The 14,797-nt window shown below is 68.6% G+C and carries 16 protein-coding genes; 10 read left to right on the plus strand and 6 right to left on the minus strand.

All coding sequences use genetic code 11. From position 1 onward, the window contains the following. Positions 1 to 93 precede the first annotated feature (93 nt). Complete coding sequence (locus KF889_13035) at positions 94 to 2,781, minus strand: MFS transporter (protein MBX3500366.1); 2,688 nt, start codon at positions 2,779 to 2,781, stop codon at positions 94 to 96. A 329-nt stretch (positions 2,782 to 3,110) separates the two neighbouring features. Here KF889_13035 and KF889_13040 point away from each other — a divergent pair, with 329 nt between their 5' ends. Then, positions 3,111 to 3,731, plus strand: a complete 621-nt coding sequence (locus KF889_13040; protein MBX3500367.1) for a cyclic nucleotide-binding domain-containing protein — start codon at positions 3,111 to 3,113, stop codon at positions 3,729 to 3,731. Here KF889_13040 and KF889_13045 read toward each other — a convergent pair whose 3' ends face one another. Together KF889_13045 and KF889_13050 are read right to left on the minus strand one after the other, a co-directional pair. After that, positions 3,732 to 4,049, minus strand: coding sequence for an arsenate reductase (locus tag KF889_13045; protein ID MBX3500368.1), 318 nt, complete (start codon positions 4,047 to 4,049; stop codon positions 3,732 to 3,734). A gap of 111 nt (positions 4,050 to 4,160) precedes the next feature. Continuing rightward, a complete protein-coding gene (locus KF889_13050) occupies positions 4,161 to 4,409 on the minus strand; it encodes a hypothetical protein (GenBank protein ID MBX3500369.1) in 249 nt (82 codons plus the stop codon). A gap of 201 nt (positions 4,410 to 4,610) precedes the next feature. Between KF889_13050 and KF889_13055 the strand changes: the two genes are divergently transcribed. The 3 genes from KF889_13055 to KF889_13065 all read left to right on the plus strand — a co-directional run bounded on the left by KF889_13055 (position 4,611) and on the right by KF889_13065 (position 7,401). Then, positions 4,611 to 5,234, plus strand: coding sequence for a terminase small subunit (locus KF889_13055; protein ID MBX3500370.1), 624 nt, complete (start codon positions 4,611 to 4,613; stop codon positions 5,232 to 5,234). Between the two features lies 1 nt (position 5,235). Further along, positions 5,236 to 6,762: a terminase gene (locus KF889_13060; GenBank protein MBX3500371.1), complete on the plus strand. Its 1,527-nt coding sequence runs from the start codon at positions 5,236 to 5,238 to the stop codon at positions 6,760 to 6,762. 63 nt (positions 6,763 to 6,825) lie between these two features. After that, a complete protein-coding gene (locus KF889_13065; GenBank protein MBX3500372.1) occupies positions 6,826 to 7,401 on the plus strand; it encodes a hypothetical protein in 576 nt (191 codons plus the stop codon). A 43-nt stretch (positions 7,402 to 7,444) separates the two neighbouring features. Here the strand turns inward: KF889_13065 and KF889_13070 are convergent, their stop codons facing one another. Continuing rightward, the gene (locus KF889_13070; GenBank protein ID MBX3500373.1) at positions 7,445 to 7,972 is read right to left on the minus strand and encodes a hypothetical protein; all 528 of its coding nucleotides are present in this window, start codon (positions 7,970 to 7,972) and stop codon (positions 7,445 to 7,447) included. Positions 7,973 to 8,052: 80 nt separating this feature from the next. Between KF889_13070 and KF889_13075 the strand changes: the two genes are divergently transcribed. Both KF889_13075 and KF889_13080 read left to right on the plus strand, forming a co-directional pair. After that, a complete protein-coding gene (locus KF889_13075) occupies positions 8,053 to 8,475 on the plus strand; it encodes a hypothetical protein (GenBank protein MBX3500374.1) in 423 nt (140 codons plus the stop codon). 114 nt (positions 8,476 to 8,589) lie between these two features. Further along, entirely contained in the window at positions 8,590 to 10,170 is a 1,581-nt protein-coding gene (locus KF889_13080) for an ABC transporter substrate-binding protein (protein ID MBX3500375.1), read from the plus strand. A 413-nt stretch (positions 10,171 to 10,583) separates the two neighbouring features. On the opposite strand, the gene KF889_13085 is transcribed toward KF889_13080, so the two are convergent. Then, a complete protein-coding gene (locus tag KF889_13085; protein ID MBX3500376.1) occupies positions 10,584 to 11,432 on the minus strand; it encodes an alpha/beta fold hydrolase in 849 nt (282 codons plus the stop codon). Further along, on the minus strand, positions 11,432 to 12,280 hold the full coding sequence (locus KF889_13090; protein ID MBX3500377.1) for a VOC family protein: 849 nt from the start codon (positions 12,278 to 12,280) through the stop codon (positions 11,432 to 11,434). The genes KF889_13085 and KF889_13090 overlap by 1 nt, the downstream gene beginning before the upstream one ends. Here KF889_13090 and KF889_13095 point away from each other — a divergent pair. The 4 genes from KF889_13095 to KF889_13110 all read left to right on the plus strand — a co-directional run bounded on the left by KF889_13095 (position 12,279) and on the right by KF889_13110 (position 14,797). Continuing rightward, positions 12,279 to 12,437, plus strand: coding sequence for a hypothetical protein (locus KF889_13095; protein MBX3500378.1), 159 nt, complete (start codon positions 12,279 to 12,281; stop codon positions 12,435 to 12,437). The genes KF889_13090 and KF889_13095 overlap by 2 nt on opposite strands. Positions 12,438 to 12,442: 5 nt before the next feature. Continuing rightward, on the plus strand, positions 12,443 to 12,592 hold the full coding sequence (locus KF889_13100) for a hypothetical protein (protein MBX3500379.1): 150 nt from the start codon (positions 12,443 to 12,445) through the stop codon (positions 12,590 to 12,592). 46 nt (positions 12,593 to 12,638) lie between these two features. Next, the gene (locus KF889_13105; GenBank protein ID MBX3500380.1) at positions 12,639 to 13,664 is read left to right on the plus strand and encodes an ABC transporter permease; all 1,026 of its coding nucleotides are present in this window, start codon (positions 12,639 to 12,641) and stop codon (positions 13,662 to 13,664) included. Positions 13,665 to 13,729: 65 nt separating this feature from the next. Continuing rightward, a complete protein-coding gene (locus KF889_13110; protein ID MBX3500381.1) occupies positions 13,730 to 14,797 on the plus strand; it encodes a hypothetical protein in 1,068 nt (355 codons plus the stop codon).

Here is a 14,797-nt window from a genome sequence, read left to right on the forward strand (position 1 = left end):
AACGCGGGAGTCCGTCTTCGACATCCCCCTTCCGCCCTTCGGGCACCTTCCCCCTCCGGGGGAAGGCATGAGTGGTCGACCGCATGAGCGTCCTCACTGCGCCGGCACGGCGGCGGTGGCCGCGGCCGGCGCCTTGCGTTCGACGTCGAACAGCAGGCCGCCCCTGCGGGTGTAGAAGAACCAAGTCACGGCGATGCAGCTGACGTAGAAGGCGATGAAGCCATACAGCGCCAGCATCGGCGTGCCGGTGGCCGCGATCGAGGAGCCAAAGCTCTTGGGGATGAAGAAGGCGCCATAGGCCGCGATCGCCGAGGTGAAGCCGATGATTGCCGCCGACTCCTTCTCGCCCTGCACGCGCCGCGTCTCGAGCGCCGCCTGCGGCATCAGCCGGTCCATGTCCTTGCGCATGATCGCGGGGATCATCTGGAAGGTCGACGCGTTGCCCACGCCGGTGGCGCAGAACAGCAGCAGGAAGCAGGCGAAGAAGCCGGCGAAGTTCCTCTCGCCGATGAACCAGACGACGCCCGCCGCGCCCAGGGTCATGACGATGAACACCCAGAAGGTGACGCGCCCGCCGCCCCACCTGTCGGACACCCAGCCGGTCATCGAGCGCGCGACGGCGCCGACCAGCGGGCCGAGGAAGGCGTACTTCAACGCGTTGACGTCGGGGAACGTCACCTTGGCGAGCAGCGGGAAGCCCGCCGAGTAGCCGATGAACGAGCCGAAGGTGCCGGTGTAGAGCCAGCACATGATCCAGTTGTGCTTGCGCTGGAAGATCACCGATTGCTCGGCGAACGAGGCCTTGGCCGAGGCGATGTCATTCATGCCGAACCAGGCGGCGAAGGCCGAGGCGGCGATGAACGGCACCCAGATGAAGCCGGCGTTCTGCAGCCACATCAGGCTCTCGCCCGAGGCCTCGCGCGCGACCTGCGGCTCGCCGCCGAGGAAGCCGAAGACGCCGGCGGTGATGATCACCGGCACGATGAACTGCACGACGCTGACGCCGAGATTGCCCAGCCCGGCGTTGAGCGCCAGCGCGTTGCCCTTCTCCGCCTTGGGGAAGAAGAAGGAGATGTTCGACATCGAGGAGGCGAAATTGCCGCCGCCGAAGCCGCAGAGCAGCGCCAGCACGAGGAAGATCCAGTACGGCGTCGCCGGGTTCTGCACGGCATAGCCGATGCCGGCGGCGGGCAGGATCAACGACCAGGTGGCGACCGTCGTCCACAGCCTGCCGCCGAAGATCGGCACGGTGAAGGAGTAGAAGATGCGCAAGGTCGCGCCGGATACGCCGGGCAGCGCCGCCAGCCAGAAGAGCTGGTCGGTGGTGTACGTGAAGCCGATCGACGGCAGCTTGGCGACCACCACCGACCACACCATCCAAACCGCGAATGACAGCAGCAGGGCCGGGATCGAGATCGCGAGGTTGCGCCGCGCGATGCGCCGGCCCTTCTCCTCCCAGAAGTTGCGGTCCTCGGGCCGCCAGTCCTCGAGCGTCTTGCCCGACAGCTTGCCGACATGCTCGGGCCCGTGGATCGGCTGCATCTCGGGCAGCTCGGGCAGCTTGTCCAGCGCCTCGCCGATCTTCTCGCGCTCCATGGCGCGGATCGACACGTGCATCCACACCAGCGACACGGCGACGACGAGGAAGAGCAGCATGAAGCAGCTCGTCCAGATGCCTGTCAGGTCGTTGAGCAGGCCGAAGGCGATCGGCAGCACGAAGCCGCCCAGGCCGCCGACCAGGCCGACGACGCCGCCCACGGCGCCGACATGCTTGGGGTAGTACACCGGGATGTGCTTGTAGACGGCCGCCTTGCCCAGGCTCATGAAGAAGCCCAGCACGAAGGTCATCACGGTGAACGGCACCAGGCCCATCTCGAGCGTGAAGACGATCGGACCGGTGATGCCCTTGACGATGTACTGCGTCGGCGGATAGGCGAGCACGAAGCAGGCCGCGACCGAGACGCCGAAGGTCCAGTACATCACGCGCCGCGCGCCGAACTTGTCGGACAGCACGCCGCCATAGATGCGGAACAGGCTGGCGGGGATCGAGTAGGCCGCGCCGATCATGCCGGCGGTGACGATGTCCAGACCGTAGACGCCGATCAGGTAGCGCGGCAGCCACAGGGCCAGCGCCACGAAGGCGCCGAAGACGAAGAAGTAGTAGAGCGAGAAGCGCCAGACCTGGACGTTGCGCAGCGGCTCGAGCATGGCCGAGATCGGCTCGGGCTTGATGCCCGCCTTGCGCCGCGCGGCGAGCTGCGGATCGTCCTTCGTGGTGAACCAGAAAATGACGGCCGTCGCCGCCAGCGCGATTGCCCAGATCTCGGCAACGCTCTGCCAGCCCCAGGCGACCATGACGAAGGGCGCCACGAACTTGGTGACCGCGGCGCCGACATTGCCGGCGCCGAAGATGCCCAGCGCCGTGCCCTGCTTGCCCTGCTCGTACCAGCGCGAGACATAAGCGATGCCGACGGCGAAGGAGCCGCCGGCGATGCCCACGCCCAGCGCGGCGAGCAGGAAGGTCGGGTAGTCGTGGGCGAAGGTCAGCAACCAGGTCGCCACCGCGGCGGCGATCATCACGCCGGTATAGACGACGCGGCCGCCATACTGGTCGGCCCAGATGCCGAGGATCAGGCGGATCAGCGAGCCGACCAGGATCGGCGTGCCGACCAGCAGGCCGAACTGCGTGTCGCTCAGCCCGAGGTCCTTCTTGATCTGCACTCCGATGATCGAGAAGATCGTCCACACCGCGAAGCACACGGTGAAGGCCAGGGTGCTCATGCCCAGCGCCGTGGTCCTGCCATTGCCGGCGGCAGCCGCCGTCTCGTTCCGCATCACCATCCACAGCACTCCCGTCTGTGCCGGCAAGGTGGAGGAGCGGTCGCGATTCCGACTTGACGTACGTCAAGCGGCAGCCGGGAAACCGGGTTTAATTTGGACGCGTTGTCTTATGGTAATGATGGCTCTTCACATTTGTTAACGGATACACCCCTCCGGCTTGCGGGGAGCGGGAGCGGAAGGCCAACCCATAGAACGGACCGAGCATGATTCCTTCGGACATCCCCCTGCTTCGGCGCTCACGGCTTATGGCGGAGGTTTCCGAAAAGGACTTGGGCGCGCTCCTGGCGCCGTGCTTCGTCCAGACCCTGCCCAAGGGCACTTCACTTTGCGTGCAGGGGGAAACGCCGCAATTCCTGCACGTCGTGCTGTCTGGTGCCGTCGGCCTGTTCGGCGAGGGTCAGCGCGAGGAAATGCTGGTCGAGTTCTTCGGGCCCGGCGACAGCTTCATCCTGGCCGCCGCCCTGCTCGACGCGCCCTATCTGCTCACTGCGCGACTGCTGGAGCAGGGCCGCATCCTGCTGTGGCCGGCCGCTGCCTTCCGCGCGCAGGTGCGTGCCAATGGCGCGCTCGCCTACGGCGCGGCGCTGCAATCGTCGACCTACTGGCGAACCCTGATCGGCCAGATCAAGGACCTCAAGCTGCTGTCGGCGATCGAAAGGCTCTCGGCCATGCTGCTGGCGCTGGCGCCGGCGCGCACCGGCAGCGCCACCGTCACACTGCCGGGCGGCCGGCGCCTGATCGCCGGCCGGCTGGGCATCACGCCGCAGAGCCTGTCGCGCGCCTTCGCCGCCCTGCGGCAGGCCGGCGTCAGCGGCGATGGCCGCGAGGTCTTCATCGCCGACCTCGAACGCCTGCGCGACCTGGTGCCGCCGGCCCAGCCGGGCTCCTGATCAGGTCCGCTGGCCAACACTTCGGGCGTATTCGTCGGGCTTGAAGCCGACCAGCAGCCGATCGCCGATCTCGAGCACCGGCCGCTTGATCATCGCCGGCTGCGCCAGCATCAGCGCGATCGCCCGGCCCTCGTCGAGCCCCTCGCGTTCCCTGTCCGGTAGCTTGCGGAAGGTCGTGCCGGCACGGTTCAGCAGCCGCTCCCAGCCGACCTGCTGCGCCCAGCCCTGCAGCCGCGCGCGCTCGATGCCCGACGCCTTGTAGTCGTGGAAGGCATAGGCGACGCCCCGGCCGTCCAGCCAGGCGCGCGCCTTCTTCATCGTGTCGCAGTTCCTGATACCGAAGATGGTGATCACGCACGGCTCCCCGAACTCGCGCCGCGCAGTATGCGCGTCGGCGCCCGGCGCCTCCACCTCCCGATGGAGTACTGCCTAGCGCGGCAGGAGCGGCTGCTTGGCTGCGCCCAAAGTGCCGAGGAACAGCAGGATGCGTCGCCTGTCCTCGCCGAGGCAGCCTTCCAGCCAGGGGCCGCAGTCGGCCACCTGGGGCGGGCGTGCCGGGACGCGATCTCCATCGCGCACCGTCGGCGGCGTCGCGGTATTTGCAGTGGGCGTGGGCTGGGCGGTGGCCTGGTACGTCATCGCGATCAGCAGCGGCGGCAGGATGCGAAGAGCACGCATGGAACCCTCCGAGTACCGCCGGCGCAACGCCGCGCACAGCTAGCGGTTCCAAAGATTATTGATGGGCATTGCATCGGATGCCTGTTTTCGACACCGCTAGAGTTTTGAGAAGCATCGATGGGCACTGCATCGGATGCCTCTCTTCGACACCGCTAGGGGTTTAATTCGGCGGATTGGCGGGCGGGCGGTACCGTTGCACGCATGACCGACGATTTCGAAGACACCACCTCCCCTGCCACCGTGCCGACGATGACGCCGCGCCAGCGGCGCTTCGTCGAGGAGTACCTGATCGACCTCAATGCCTCGCAGGCCTTCGTCCGTGCCGGCTACTCGCCGACCCATACGCGGCGCTCGGCCTGGCGGCTGATGCAGAATCCGGCGGTGCGCGCCGCGATCGAGGCCGGCCGGCACCGGCTCGCCGCCGCCTGCAAGGTCAGCGCCGAGCGGGTGATTGCAGAGTACGTGCGAGTCGCCTTCGCCTCGGTGCACGACTACCTCGACATCAGCGAGGACGGCAGCGTGCGGCTCGACCTGACCAAGATGCCGCCCGAGCACCTCGCGGCGATCGCCGATTTCCGCCTCGAGGAAGAAGAGCCGAAGTCGCCAGACGGCCGGCGCGTGCGGCGCCTGCGCATCAAGCTGGCCTCGAAGCTGCACGCCCTCGATTCGCTGTCGCGCCATCTCGCCCTGTTCGCCGGGCGCCCGGCCAGCCGCGTGCACCCCAAGGACGCGGAAACGGAGGCAGGCCGCGACCTGGCGGCCGAACTGCGCGAGGCGCAGGAGCGCGTCGCCAATTGGCACAGCCGCTTCCCAGGGGAGTCCTGACATGGCGCCGCCCGTTCCCGCGACCTCCGAGCCGGAGCGCCAGTTGCGCGACGCGATCCGGAGCTATGCGCACGACCCGCTGGGCTTCGTGCGCTTCGCCTTTCCCTGGGGCAGGAAGGGCTCGGCGCTGTCCTGGGGCACCGGCCCGCGCGCCTGGCAGGAGGCGGTGCTGGTGGAGATCGGCCAGCGCCTGCAGGCCAACACCGCGATGGGCGACAGCGAGCCGGTGCGCATCGCCGTCGCCTCCGGCCACGGCATCGGCAAGTCGGCGCTGATGGCCTGGATCAAGCTGTGGGCGCTGGCGACCTTCGAGGATTCGGTGAGCATGATCACCGCCAACACCGACCAGCAGCTCCGGACCAAGACCTGGCCGCAGGTAGTGAAGTGGTTCAACCTGATGAACTGCCGGCACTGGTTCAGCCTGACCGAGACGGCAATCGTCAGCCGCCTGCCGGGCCACGCCAGGATCTGGCGCGGCGATCGCGTTACCTGGAACGCGCACAATACCGAGGCCTTCGCCGGTCTGCACAACCTGCGCAAGCGCATCGTGCTGCTGTTCGACGAGGCCAGCACCATCGCCGACCCGATCTGGGACGTGGCCGAGGGCGCCCTGACCGACGAAGGCACGGAGATCGTCTGGATCGTCTTCGGCAATCCGACGCAGGCCGACGGCCGCTTCCGCGCGTGCTTCGGCAAGTACCGCGAGCGCTGGAGCGGGCGGCAGATCGACAGCCGCTCGGTACCCGGCATCAATCAGGCGCAGATCGCGCGCTGGGTGCAGGAACACGGCGAGGACAGCGACTTCGTGCGCGTGCGCGTACGGGGCGAGTTCCCGCAGGTGGGCTCCCAGCAGTTCATCGCCCCCGGCGTGGTCGAGGCGGCGCGCAGGCGCGCGGTGATCGTCCAGCCGCACGAGCCCCTGGTGATGGGCGTCGACGTCGCACGCCATGGCGACGACCGCACCGCGATCGTCTTCCGCCGCGGCCGCGACGCGCGCACCATCGCGCCGATCCGCATGCGGGTGGCCGACCTGATGCAGGTGGCGGGGCGCGTCGCCTTCGAGGCGCGCACGCACCAGGTCGACGCGATCTTCGTCGACATGGGCATGGGCGCCGGCGTGGTCGACCGGCTGGGCCAGATGGGTGTGCCGGACGTCTTCGGCATCGAGTTCGGTGCCGCCGCCGACGGCGCCCGCGGCGTCGACAATTTCACCGGCAGCCACGCCAACAGGCGCGCCCAGATGTGGGACAATCTGCGCACCTGGCTGGCCGACGCAGCGATCCCCGACGACGCCGAACTGGCCGACGACCTGGTCGGCCCGCAATACGGCTTCAACGGCCGCGACCAGATCCAGCTCGAGCGCAAGCAGGACATGAAGAAGCGCGGCCTCGCCTCGCCCGACCTTGCCGACGCGCTGGCCCTGACCTTCGCCTGGAAGGTGCTGCCGCGCGCCGTGGCGGAGCGCCGGGCCACCAGCCCCGGCGCCGGCCGCGTCGCCGTCGAGTACGACCCGTTTGTCGGGATCTAGGGTGGACCTTGCCAAGCGGCGGCGCAGGCGGCACGGTCGCAAGGCGTTGCGGGGGGAAAGGCCATGCGCATCCTGGCTTCACTCGTCATGGCGGCCCTGGTTGCCGGGCCGGCGAGCGCGCAGATCGAGAAGTGGCGACATGTCGGCGGCTGGGACGTCAACGTCGACCGCAGCCTGAAGAACGGCTGCTTCATCTTCTTCAAGGGCGCGCGCGGCACGGTGATCCGCATCGGCTTCACCGAGGCCCGCGAGATGCACTGGTTCCTGGCGCATGACGACTGGAAGTCGCTCGAGGACGGCAAGGCCTACGAGACCAGCACCTACTTCGACAACGGCGCGCCCTACACCGGCAACATGAAGGGCAAGTCGATGGGCGGTGGCACGGTGGCGCTGACCGCCACCTTCAAGGACGAGACCGTGTGGCGGCGCTTCCTCGGCGAGTTTATGCGCGGCAACCGCATGCGCGTCACCTATGGCGGCCGGCAGATCGCGCTGATCAACCTGCAGAACAGCCACGCCGCCGGCGAGGCGCTGCTCGCCTGCCAGGCCTCCTTCGACAACGCTGGCGCACCCGGCGGCGATCCCTTCGCGCCGCGCGGCAGCCAGCCGAAGGATCAGAAGGACCCATTCCGGCGGTAGCGGGCCTGTCGGACCATCGGATTTTCCGCGGCAAGGCCGCCGTTCACCCGGCCGGTCGCAGGGAACCGGACATGCCGCTCGCGCCGGCCCGGCGGTAGCGCCGGGCGGCGATCACCGTCAGGACAACAAACACCGCCAGCACGACCAGCTGCACGACGCCGAACAGCGCGCCGCCGGGCGCGCCGGGCACCGGGGCGGTGCGCATCAGGGCGGGCACCTTGGTGAACAGCTGCGTCACCAGCACGAAGGCGTCGAAGTAGAACGACAGCATCAGGCCGATGGCCCACACCCAGCGCCAGGCGCCGGCCAGCCCGAAGCGATAGCGCGCCGCCAGCATGGCGAGGATCACCACGGTCGAGAGGATCCCCAGCCCGAGCGCCGGCGTGAAGCCGGGTGCCGGCAGGATGAAGCCGCTGGCGGTGGTGAGGATGACCGCGATGAGGAAGATGTCGGTCCACCAGCCCGAATCGCGCCCGGCCAGCAGGCCGCTTGTCACCGGCACGCCGGCGGCCAGCGGCACCAGGCTGATGATCACGTGCAGCCAGACCAGGAACGGAAAATCGAGCGTCATGGCGTCCTCCTCGGCAACCGGCCGTCGACCCGCAATTGCCGTACCACCATCCCCGGCGATGGGATCTTGCGGGGGAAGGCATGGAGACCGTCGACTGGATCAAGGCTGGCATCGCCGGACTGGCGGTGCTCGCCGTCTATCTCGTGTCGATCGTCGGCAAGCCGCGCGGGGGACCGCCGCCGCGCGGCTTCGCCGCGAAGGTGCTGATCGCCGTCATGGTGGTCCACGTGCTGGCGAGCGCCATCCTGCCGACGCGGCCCGACCTGTCGGCGCAAATGAGCCTGGTCGAGGGCAATCTGGATCGCGTCGACCTGGCGCGCGACGGCGTGAACGCGATGCTGGGCGAGGCGCGTCGATCGGGCGCCGACACGTCGCTGCCCGACGCGACGCTTGTCCTGAAGACCCTGAAGTCCCAGGAAGCGGCGCTGAAGAGGCTGGGTCGCGAGCTGGCGGCCCGCTCCAGCCGCGTCCTGGCGGCGCATCGCGACATGTTCCGGGAGTGACTCCGGGCGGCCGGGCCGCGCCGGTTGTTGACTCCCCGCTGTCCGCACGCGCTAATCGGCGCAGGCGCCCGCCGGGGTGGGGCGGGCTGATCGCATGACAGACGGAGGCCTAGGATGAAACTGGGACGCATCATCGCGGCGACGGCGATTGCCCTGTCGCTGGCGATGCCGCTGGCGCAGGCCAAGACCCTGCGCTGGGCCAGCGTCGGCGACGCGCTGACGCTCGATCCGCACTCGCAGAACGAGGGCCCGACCTCGGCGATGGCGCAGCACATCTACGATCCGCTGATCCAGCGCGACCCGGCGCTGAAGAAGCAGCCCAACCTGGCGCTGTCGTGGAAGCCGCTGGAGGGCGACGCCTGGGAGTTCAAGCTGCGCCCCGGCGTGAAGTTCAGCGACGGCTCGGACTTCACCTCGGCCGACGTGGTCTTCAGCCTGCAGCGCGCCATGGCGCCGACCTCGGACTTCAAGACCTATCTCGCCTCGGTCAAGGAGGTGAAGGCGCCCGACGCGATGACCGTGGTGATCTACACCAAGGGGCCCAACCCGATCCTGCCCGACCAGCTGACCAACATCTACATGATGTCCAAGGCCTGGGCGGAGAAGCACAACGTCGTCAAGCCGACCAGCTACAAGGACAAGGAAGAGACCTACGCGGTGCGCAACGCCATGGGCACCGGCCCGTTCATGGTCAAGCAGCGCGATCCCGACGTGAAGACCGTGCTGGTCAAGAACCCGGGCTACTGGGGCAAGGCGCAGTTCCCCAACTACCCGGACGAGGTCGTCTACACGCCGATCAAGGAGCCGGCGACGCGCGTCGCGGCGCTGATCTCCGGCCAGATCGACTTCCTGCTCGACGCGCCGCTGCAGGACATCGGCCGCATCAAGGCGACCGCCGGGCTCAAGACGCTGGAGACGGCGCAGGTGCGCTCGATCTTCTTCGGCATCGACGTCGGCTCGGCCGAGCTGAAGTACAGCGACGTCAAGGGCAAGAACCCGTTCGCCGATGCCAAGGTGCGCGAGGCGATGAGCAAGGCGATCGACATCAACGCGATCAAGGCCAAGGTCATGCGCGGCTTCGCGGCGCCGGCCGGCATCATCACGCCCTCGGCGGTGCATGGCTGGACCAAGGAGCTCGACCAGCGCGCCGCCTTCGACCTCGCCGGCGCCAAGAAGCTGATGGCCGACGCCGGCTACGCCAAGGGCTTCAAGGTGACGCTCGACTGCCCCAACGACCGTTACAACAACGACGAGGCGATCTGCCAGGCGGTCGTCGGCATGCTGTCGCAGATCGGCATCACCGTCGACCTGCAGGCGCGCTCGAAGACCCTGCACTTCCCCAAGCTGCAGAAGAAGGACAGCAGCTTCTACCTGCTGGGCTGGGGCGTGCCGACGCTCGACTCGCACTACGTCTTCTCGTTCCTCTACCAGACCAACGACGGCAAGTCGGGCGGCACCTGGAACTTCACAGGCCTGTCGAACAAGGCGCTCGACGACCTCGTGGTGGCGATGTCGCAGGAGACCGACCTCGCCAAGCGTGACAAGATGATCGCCGACGCCTGGAAGCTGGCCAAGGGCTCCAACGCCTACCTGCCGCTGCACCACCAGGTGATCGTCTGGTCGATGAGCGACAAGGTGACGACGCCGATCTTCGCCACCGACTCGCCGAACTTCAAGTACGCCACAATGAAATAGTCACGGCGTCCTCGGCTGGAGAGCGCCCGCCCCTCTGCGGCGGGCGCTTTTCTTTGAGAGCGCTGGCGTGCCGCCGGCCAACAAGAAACACGTCCAAGACCAGGCTGCGCTGGCTTGATCCTGCTTCGCCGGCGGCAACTCATGGCCGCCCCTCTTGCGGGCAGGGCGATCGCATATGGCCCCCAAGAGGTTGGGGCGCGCCCCGACCAGGCAGCGTCGTTCAAGCCGTTCGGGCCGCGTCGCTCCAGCGACGCATCCGGAGCGCCGCTGGAGCGGTGCGGCCCGAAGACAGACACCAGACCGAATGCGATCGCCTTGGCCGGCGCTTCATACCCGCAGATCCGCTTGGCCGGTGACCACTCATGATGACGCGGGCGCGACGCCAATGGTCCCAATGGCAATAGTGCGGCCGTTCACTTCGGCAGCCGGAAGCGCTTGAAGAACTGCCAGCTGGCCTCGGTCAGGTCGATCTGGCTGGTCCTCGGCCAGACATGCTCGACGCCGATCATCAGGACGTAGCGCACCTCGCTGCCGTCGCGGCACGGCGCCGACAATTCGATCAGCAGATCCGGCGCCGACGGCAGCCGGCGCGACGCGGGGCAGCCGTCGAGCGCCCGCCACTTGTCGATGATGGCGCGATGCGAATCGGCGATGAACGTGCCCTTGCCCTCGACCGGCGTCACCGGGTCGCGGTCGCCGGCGCTGATCAGGATGGGCATGCCGCGCGCCGGCCGCCCGTAGGTCGGCGGCAGGCCGCCGGCGCTGGCCGAGATCGAGGCGATGCGCCCGGCAAGCTCGATGCCCAGCCGGTGCGCCATCGAGCCGCCGCTGGAGAAGCCCGCGACATGGACGCGTCGGCGGTCGATGGCGCTCTGCCGCGCGATGTCGTCGATCATCGCGGCGATGAAGCCAACGTCGTCGCTCATGGTGACGTTGCCCGCGCCGCGATGGCCGCCGTGATTCCAGGTGCGGAAGTTCTCGTTGCTCTCGGGCTGGTCGGCGCGCAGGGTCGGCGCGTCGGGTCCGGCGACGACGAAGTCGTGGCTCTCGGCCATGTGGTGCCAGCCATAGCGGTGCACGTCGTTGCGGCCATTGGCCGTCGCGCCATGCAGCATGATCACCAGCGGCGCGCCGGGCTTCACGGTCGACGGCACATGCAGGTAGTAGGTGCGCTCGACCCCGTTGACGACGAGGCGCCGCATCTCGCCGGCCTCGACCGGCATGGCCGCGAGCAGTCCCAACAGGGCGAGCACGACGCGCATCAGCCGGCCTCGACGAACTCGATGACGTTGCCGCAGGCCTGCGCCGCAAGCCCCAGCACGGTCGGAACGGTCGTGACCTTGTTGCGGGCGAAGGGCGCGTGCAGCGCCTCGAGCCGGGCGACGGACACGCGGTAGCCGGTGTAGCGCGCCTTGTCGGCGACCGGCACCGCGACGCCGAAGCGCGCGGCGAAGGACAGCGGATCGTAGATCGCGAGCTCGACGGCGGCCGTCTTGACGATCCAGGCGCCGTCGGCGCCCAGCGTCGCGGCCCTGCCGAACAGCCTCTCGTAGTAGCGCGCCGTGGCGTGCGCGTCGGGCGACACCGCGAAGGTCGCGAGGAGATGGCGCGCGCCGTTGGGATGCGTGCGCCAGTCCGGGCGGAGGTAGAGATCGAGGTTGAAGTAGCGGCAGAGGTTGAAGGGCAGCGGCGCGGCGATCGGCAGCATGACGTCGAACTCCGGCCACACCGAGCCCTCGCCCGGAATCGCCCATTCGCGCCTCACATGCACCGGCGGATCGAAGGGATAGCCGTTGGCGACGAGCTCGGCCTGCGCCTGGTGGGCGTCCGGCGTCGCCATCACCATCGACTTCACGCCTTCCGCACCACTGAGCGTCGCCGCCATCGGCGGCGGCAGCCGGCCGCGGTCGGCGGCGCTCATCAGCTCGATGTAGTTGCCGGTGCCCGCCGTCAGTGGCGACAGCAGCGCCAGGCGGTTGGCGATGCCCATGGCGCCGATCTCCGAGCGCGGCGTGAGGCGAAAGCCCAGCCGCTCGTAGGCCGCCGAAGCGGTCTCGAGGTCGGCGACATAGGTCAGCAGATGGTCGATCTCGGCGATTCCGTTCCTCATGGGCGGCATCCTGCCCAAATCCGGACACATGGCAACGGCCGGCCGGCTGACGCGTTCTGCCGGCATGAGCGACCGCATCCAGACCGCGCTGTTCATCGCCCGCACCGCCCCGGTGGCCCGGGCGGCGCTGGTCGCGGCCGTGCTGCCAACACGGTGATCGCCATGCGTACCATCCTCGCCCTGCTGCTGGGCCTGAGCTTCATCGCCGGCTGCGAGAGCGACCGCCGCGAGCCGACCGACGTCTTCGAGGGCGGCGAGCCGCTGTACATCGCCCAGTGCGCCAAGCGCCTGCCGGGACAGGCCTGCGAGTAAGCTGGATTTGCTGATCACGGCGTCGTCGGCGTGCTAGAAGCCGCCGATGCTGTCGTTCCTCGTCTACAGGCTCCTGCAGGCGGCCGCCGTGATGCTGGCGGTGTCGTTCCTCTGCTTCGCGCTGTTCAATTTCGTCGGCGACCCGGTCAACAACATGGTCGGCCAGGAGGCGAGCCCGGAGGATCGCGCGCAGATGCGCCGCGACCTCGGACTCGAGGATTCCGTCCCGGTGCAGTTCGTGCGCTTCATCGGCAACGCGCTGGAGGGCAATTTCGGCCGCTCCTATCGGCTGGCGCGCCCGGTCGGACGGCTGATCGTCGAGCGCATGCCGGCCACCCTGGAGCTGGTCGCGGTCTCGGCCGTGCTGGCGCTGGCGGTCGGCATTCCGCTGGGCGTGCTGACCGCGCTGCGCCGGCACAACTGGGACAGCGGGGTGGTGCTGACCTTCTCGCTGGCCGGCGTCGCCATGCCGACCTTCGTCATCGGCATCCTGCTGATCTACGTCTTCTCGGTGGAGTGCAAGGGCTGGGCGCCGGCGATCGGCCTGCCCGAGGGCTTCTGCTTCCCCTCCTTCGGCCGCGGCGAGACGGTCGATCTCGGCGGCTGGAATTCCGGCCTGCTCACCGGCAGCGGCCTGAAGGCGATCGTGCTGCCGGCGATCACGCTGTCGTTGTTCCAGCTCACCCTGGTGCTGCGCCTGGTGCGCTCGCAGATGCTCGAGGTGCTGCGCACCGACTACATCAAGTTCGCGCGCGCCCGCGGGCTGACCGACCGCGCCGTGCATTTCGGCCACGCGCTGAAGAACACGCTCCTGCCGGTGATCACCGTGGTCGGCATCCAGATCGGCGGCCTGATCGCCTTCTCGATCATCACCGAGACGGTGTTCCAATGGCCTGGCATGGGCCAGCTCTTCGTCCAGTCTGTGCAGTTCGCCGACATCCCGGTGATGTCGGCCTATCTGGTGATGGTGGCGCTGGTGTTCGTCACCATCAACATCCTCGTCGACCTGCTCTACGCCGTGATCGACCCGCGCCTGCGCGTCGAGCGCAGCCGGGCGGTGGGCGGACATTGATGCCGCGCTCCCTTCCCTCCCGTCGCGCACAGGCGTAGCGTTGCCCAACGAAAGCGGAGGAAACCATGGGCACGTATGTCTTCGCCGGCGCCGCGCCTGTCGTGGCCGGCTCCAACAGCGCGGCCGCGAGCAGCAGCGGCGGGCTGTTCCGCATGGACATGGCCGACGGCAAATGGACGGCGCTCGGCAAGGGCCTGCCAGACAAGGTCGAGGCGCGAAGCATCGTCGTGCAGCCCGGCGCTGCCGACACGGTCTATGTCGGCACGCAGGACGGGCCCTATCGCAGCACCGATGGCGGCGAGACCTGGACGCGGCTGAACCTGCCCGGCGACAACCGGCTCGTCTGGTCGATCCTGATCCATCCCAGGGATCCCGAGACCCTCTATGTCGGCACGCAGGGCACGCAGGTGTTCCGCAGCCGCGACGGCGGCATGAGCTGGGCGGCGCTCGACGTGCCCGAGCCCAGGGGCATGGTGAAGATGAGCTTCCCCTGCCGCGTGATCCGGCTTGCCCTCGATCCGGAGGACGCCGACACGCTCTACGCCGCCTTCGAGGTCGGCGGCCTGTCGCGCAGCACGGACGGCGGCGAGACCTGGCAGGGCTGCAACGACAAGCTGCTGGAGTTCACCAGGCAGGACAGGTTCAAGAGCCGCATCGTCAGCGACACCGAGACCGAGGGCATGATGGACAGCCATGCCCTGGCGATCAGCTCGGCCAGGCCGGGCACCGTGTTCCTCGCCAACCGCATGGGCCTGTTCAGGAGCCCCGATCGTGGCGAAAGCTGGGAGGAGATGGGCATCGGCCGCTTCTCGCCGCTGACCTACGCGCGCGACGTGCGCGTCTCGCCGCACGACCCCGGCACGATGTACGCCGCGCTCTCGGTCGCGGCGATCAGCGACGAGGGCTCGCTCTATCGCAGCCGCGATCTCGGTGGCAGCTGGCAGCGCTTCGACCACGGCGTGCAGATGAAGAGCACGCTGATGATCATCGCCCAGAGTGCCGCAAAGGCCGGGCGCGTGTGGTGCGCCACCCGCAAGGGCCAGGTCTTCGGCACCGAGGACGGCGGCGCGTCGTGGCGCGAGCATCCGCTGCCCGAGGGCGGCACCGGGGTCTACGCGCTGGCCGTGGGATAG

This window comes from Alphaproteobacteria bacterium (assembly GCA_019635875.1).
GTDB lineage: Bacteria > Pseudomonadota > Alphaproteobacteria > Reyranellales > Reyranellaceae > JAFAZJ01.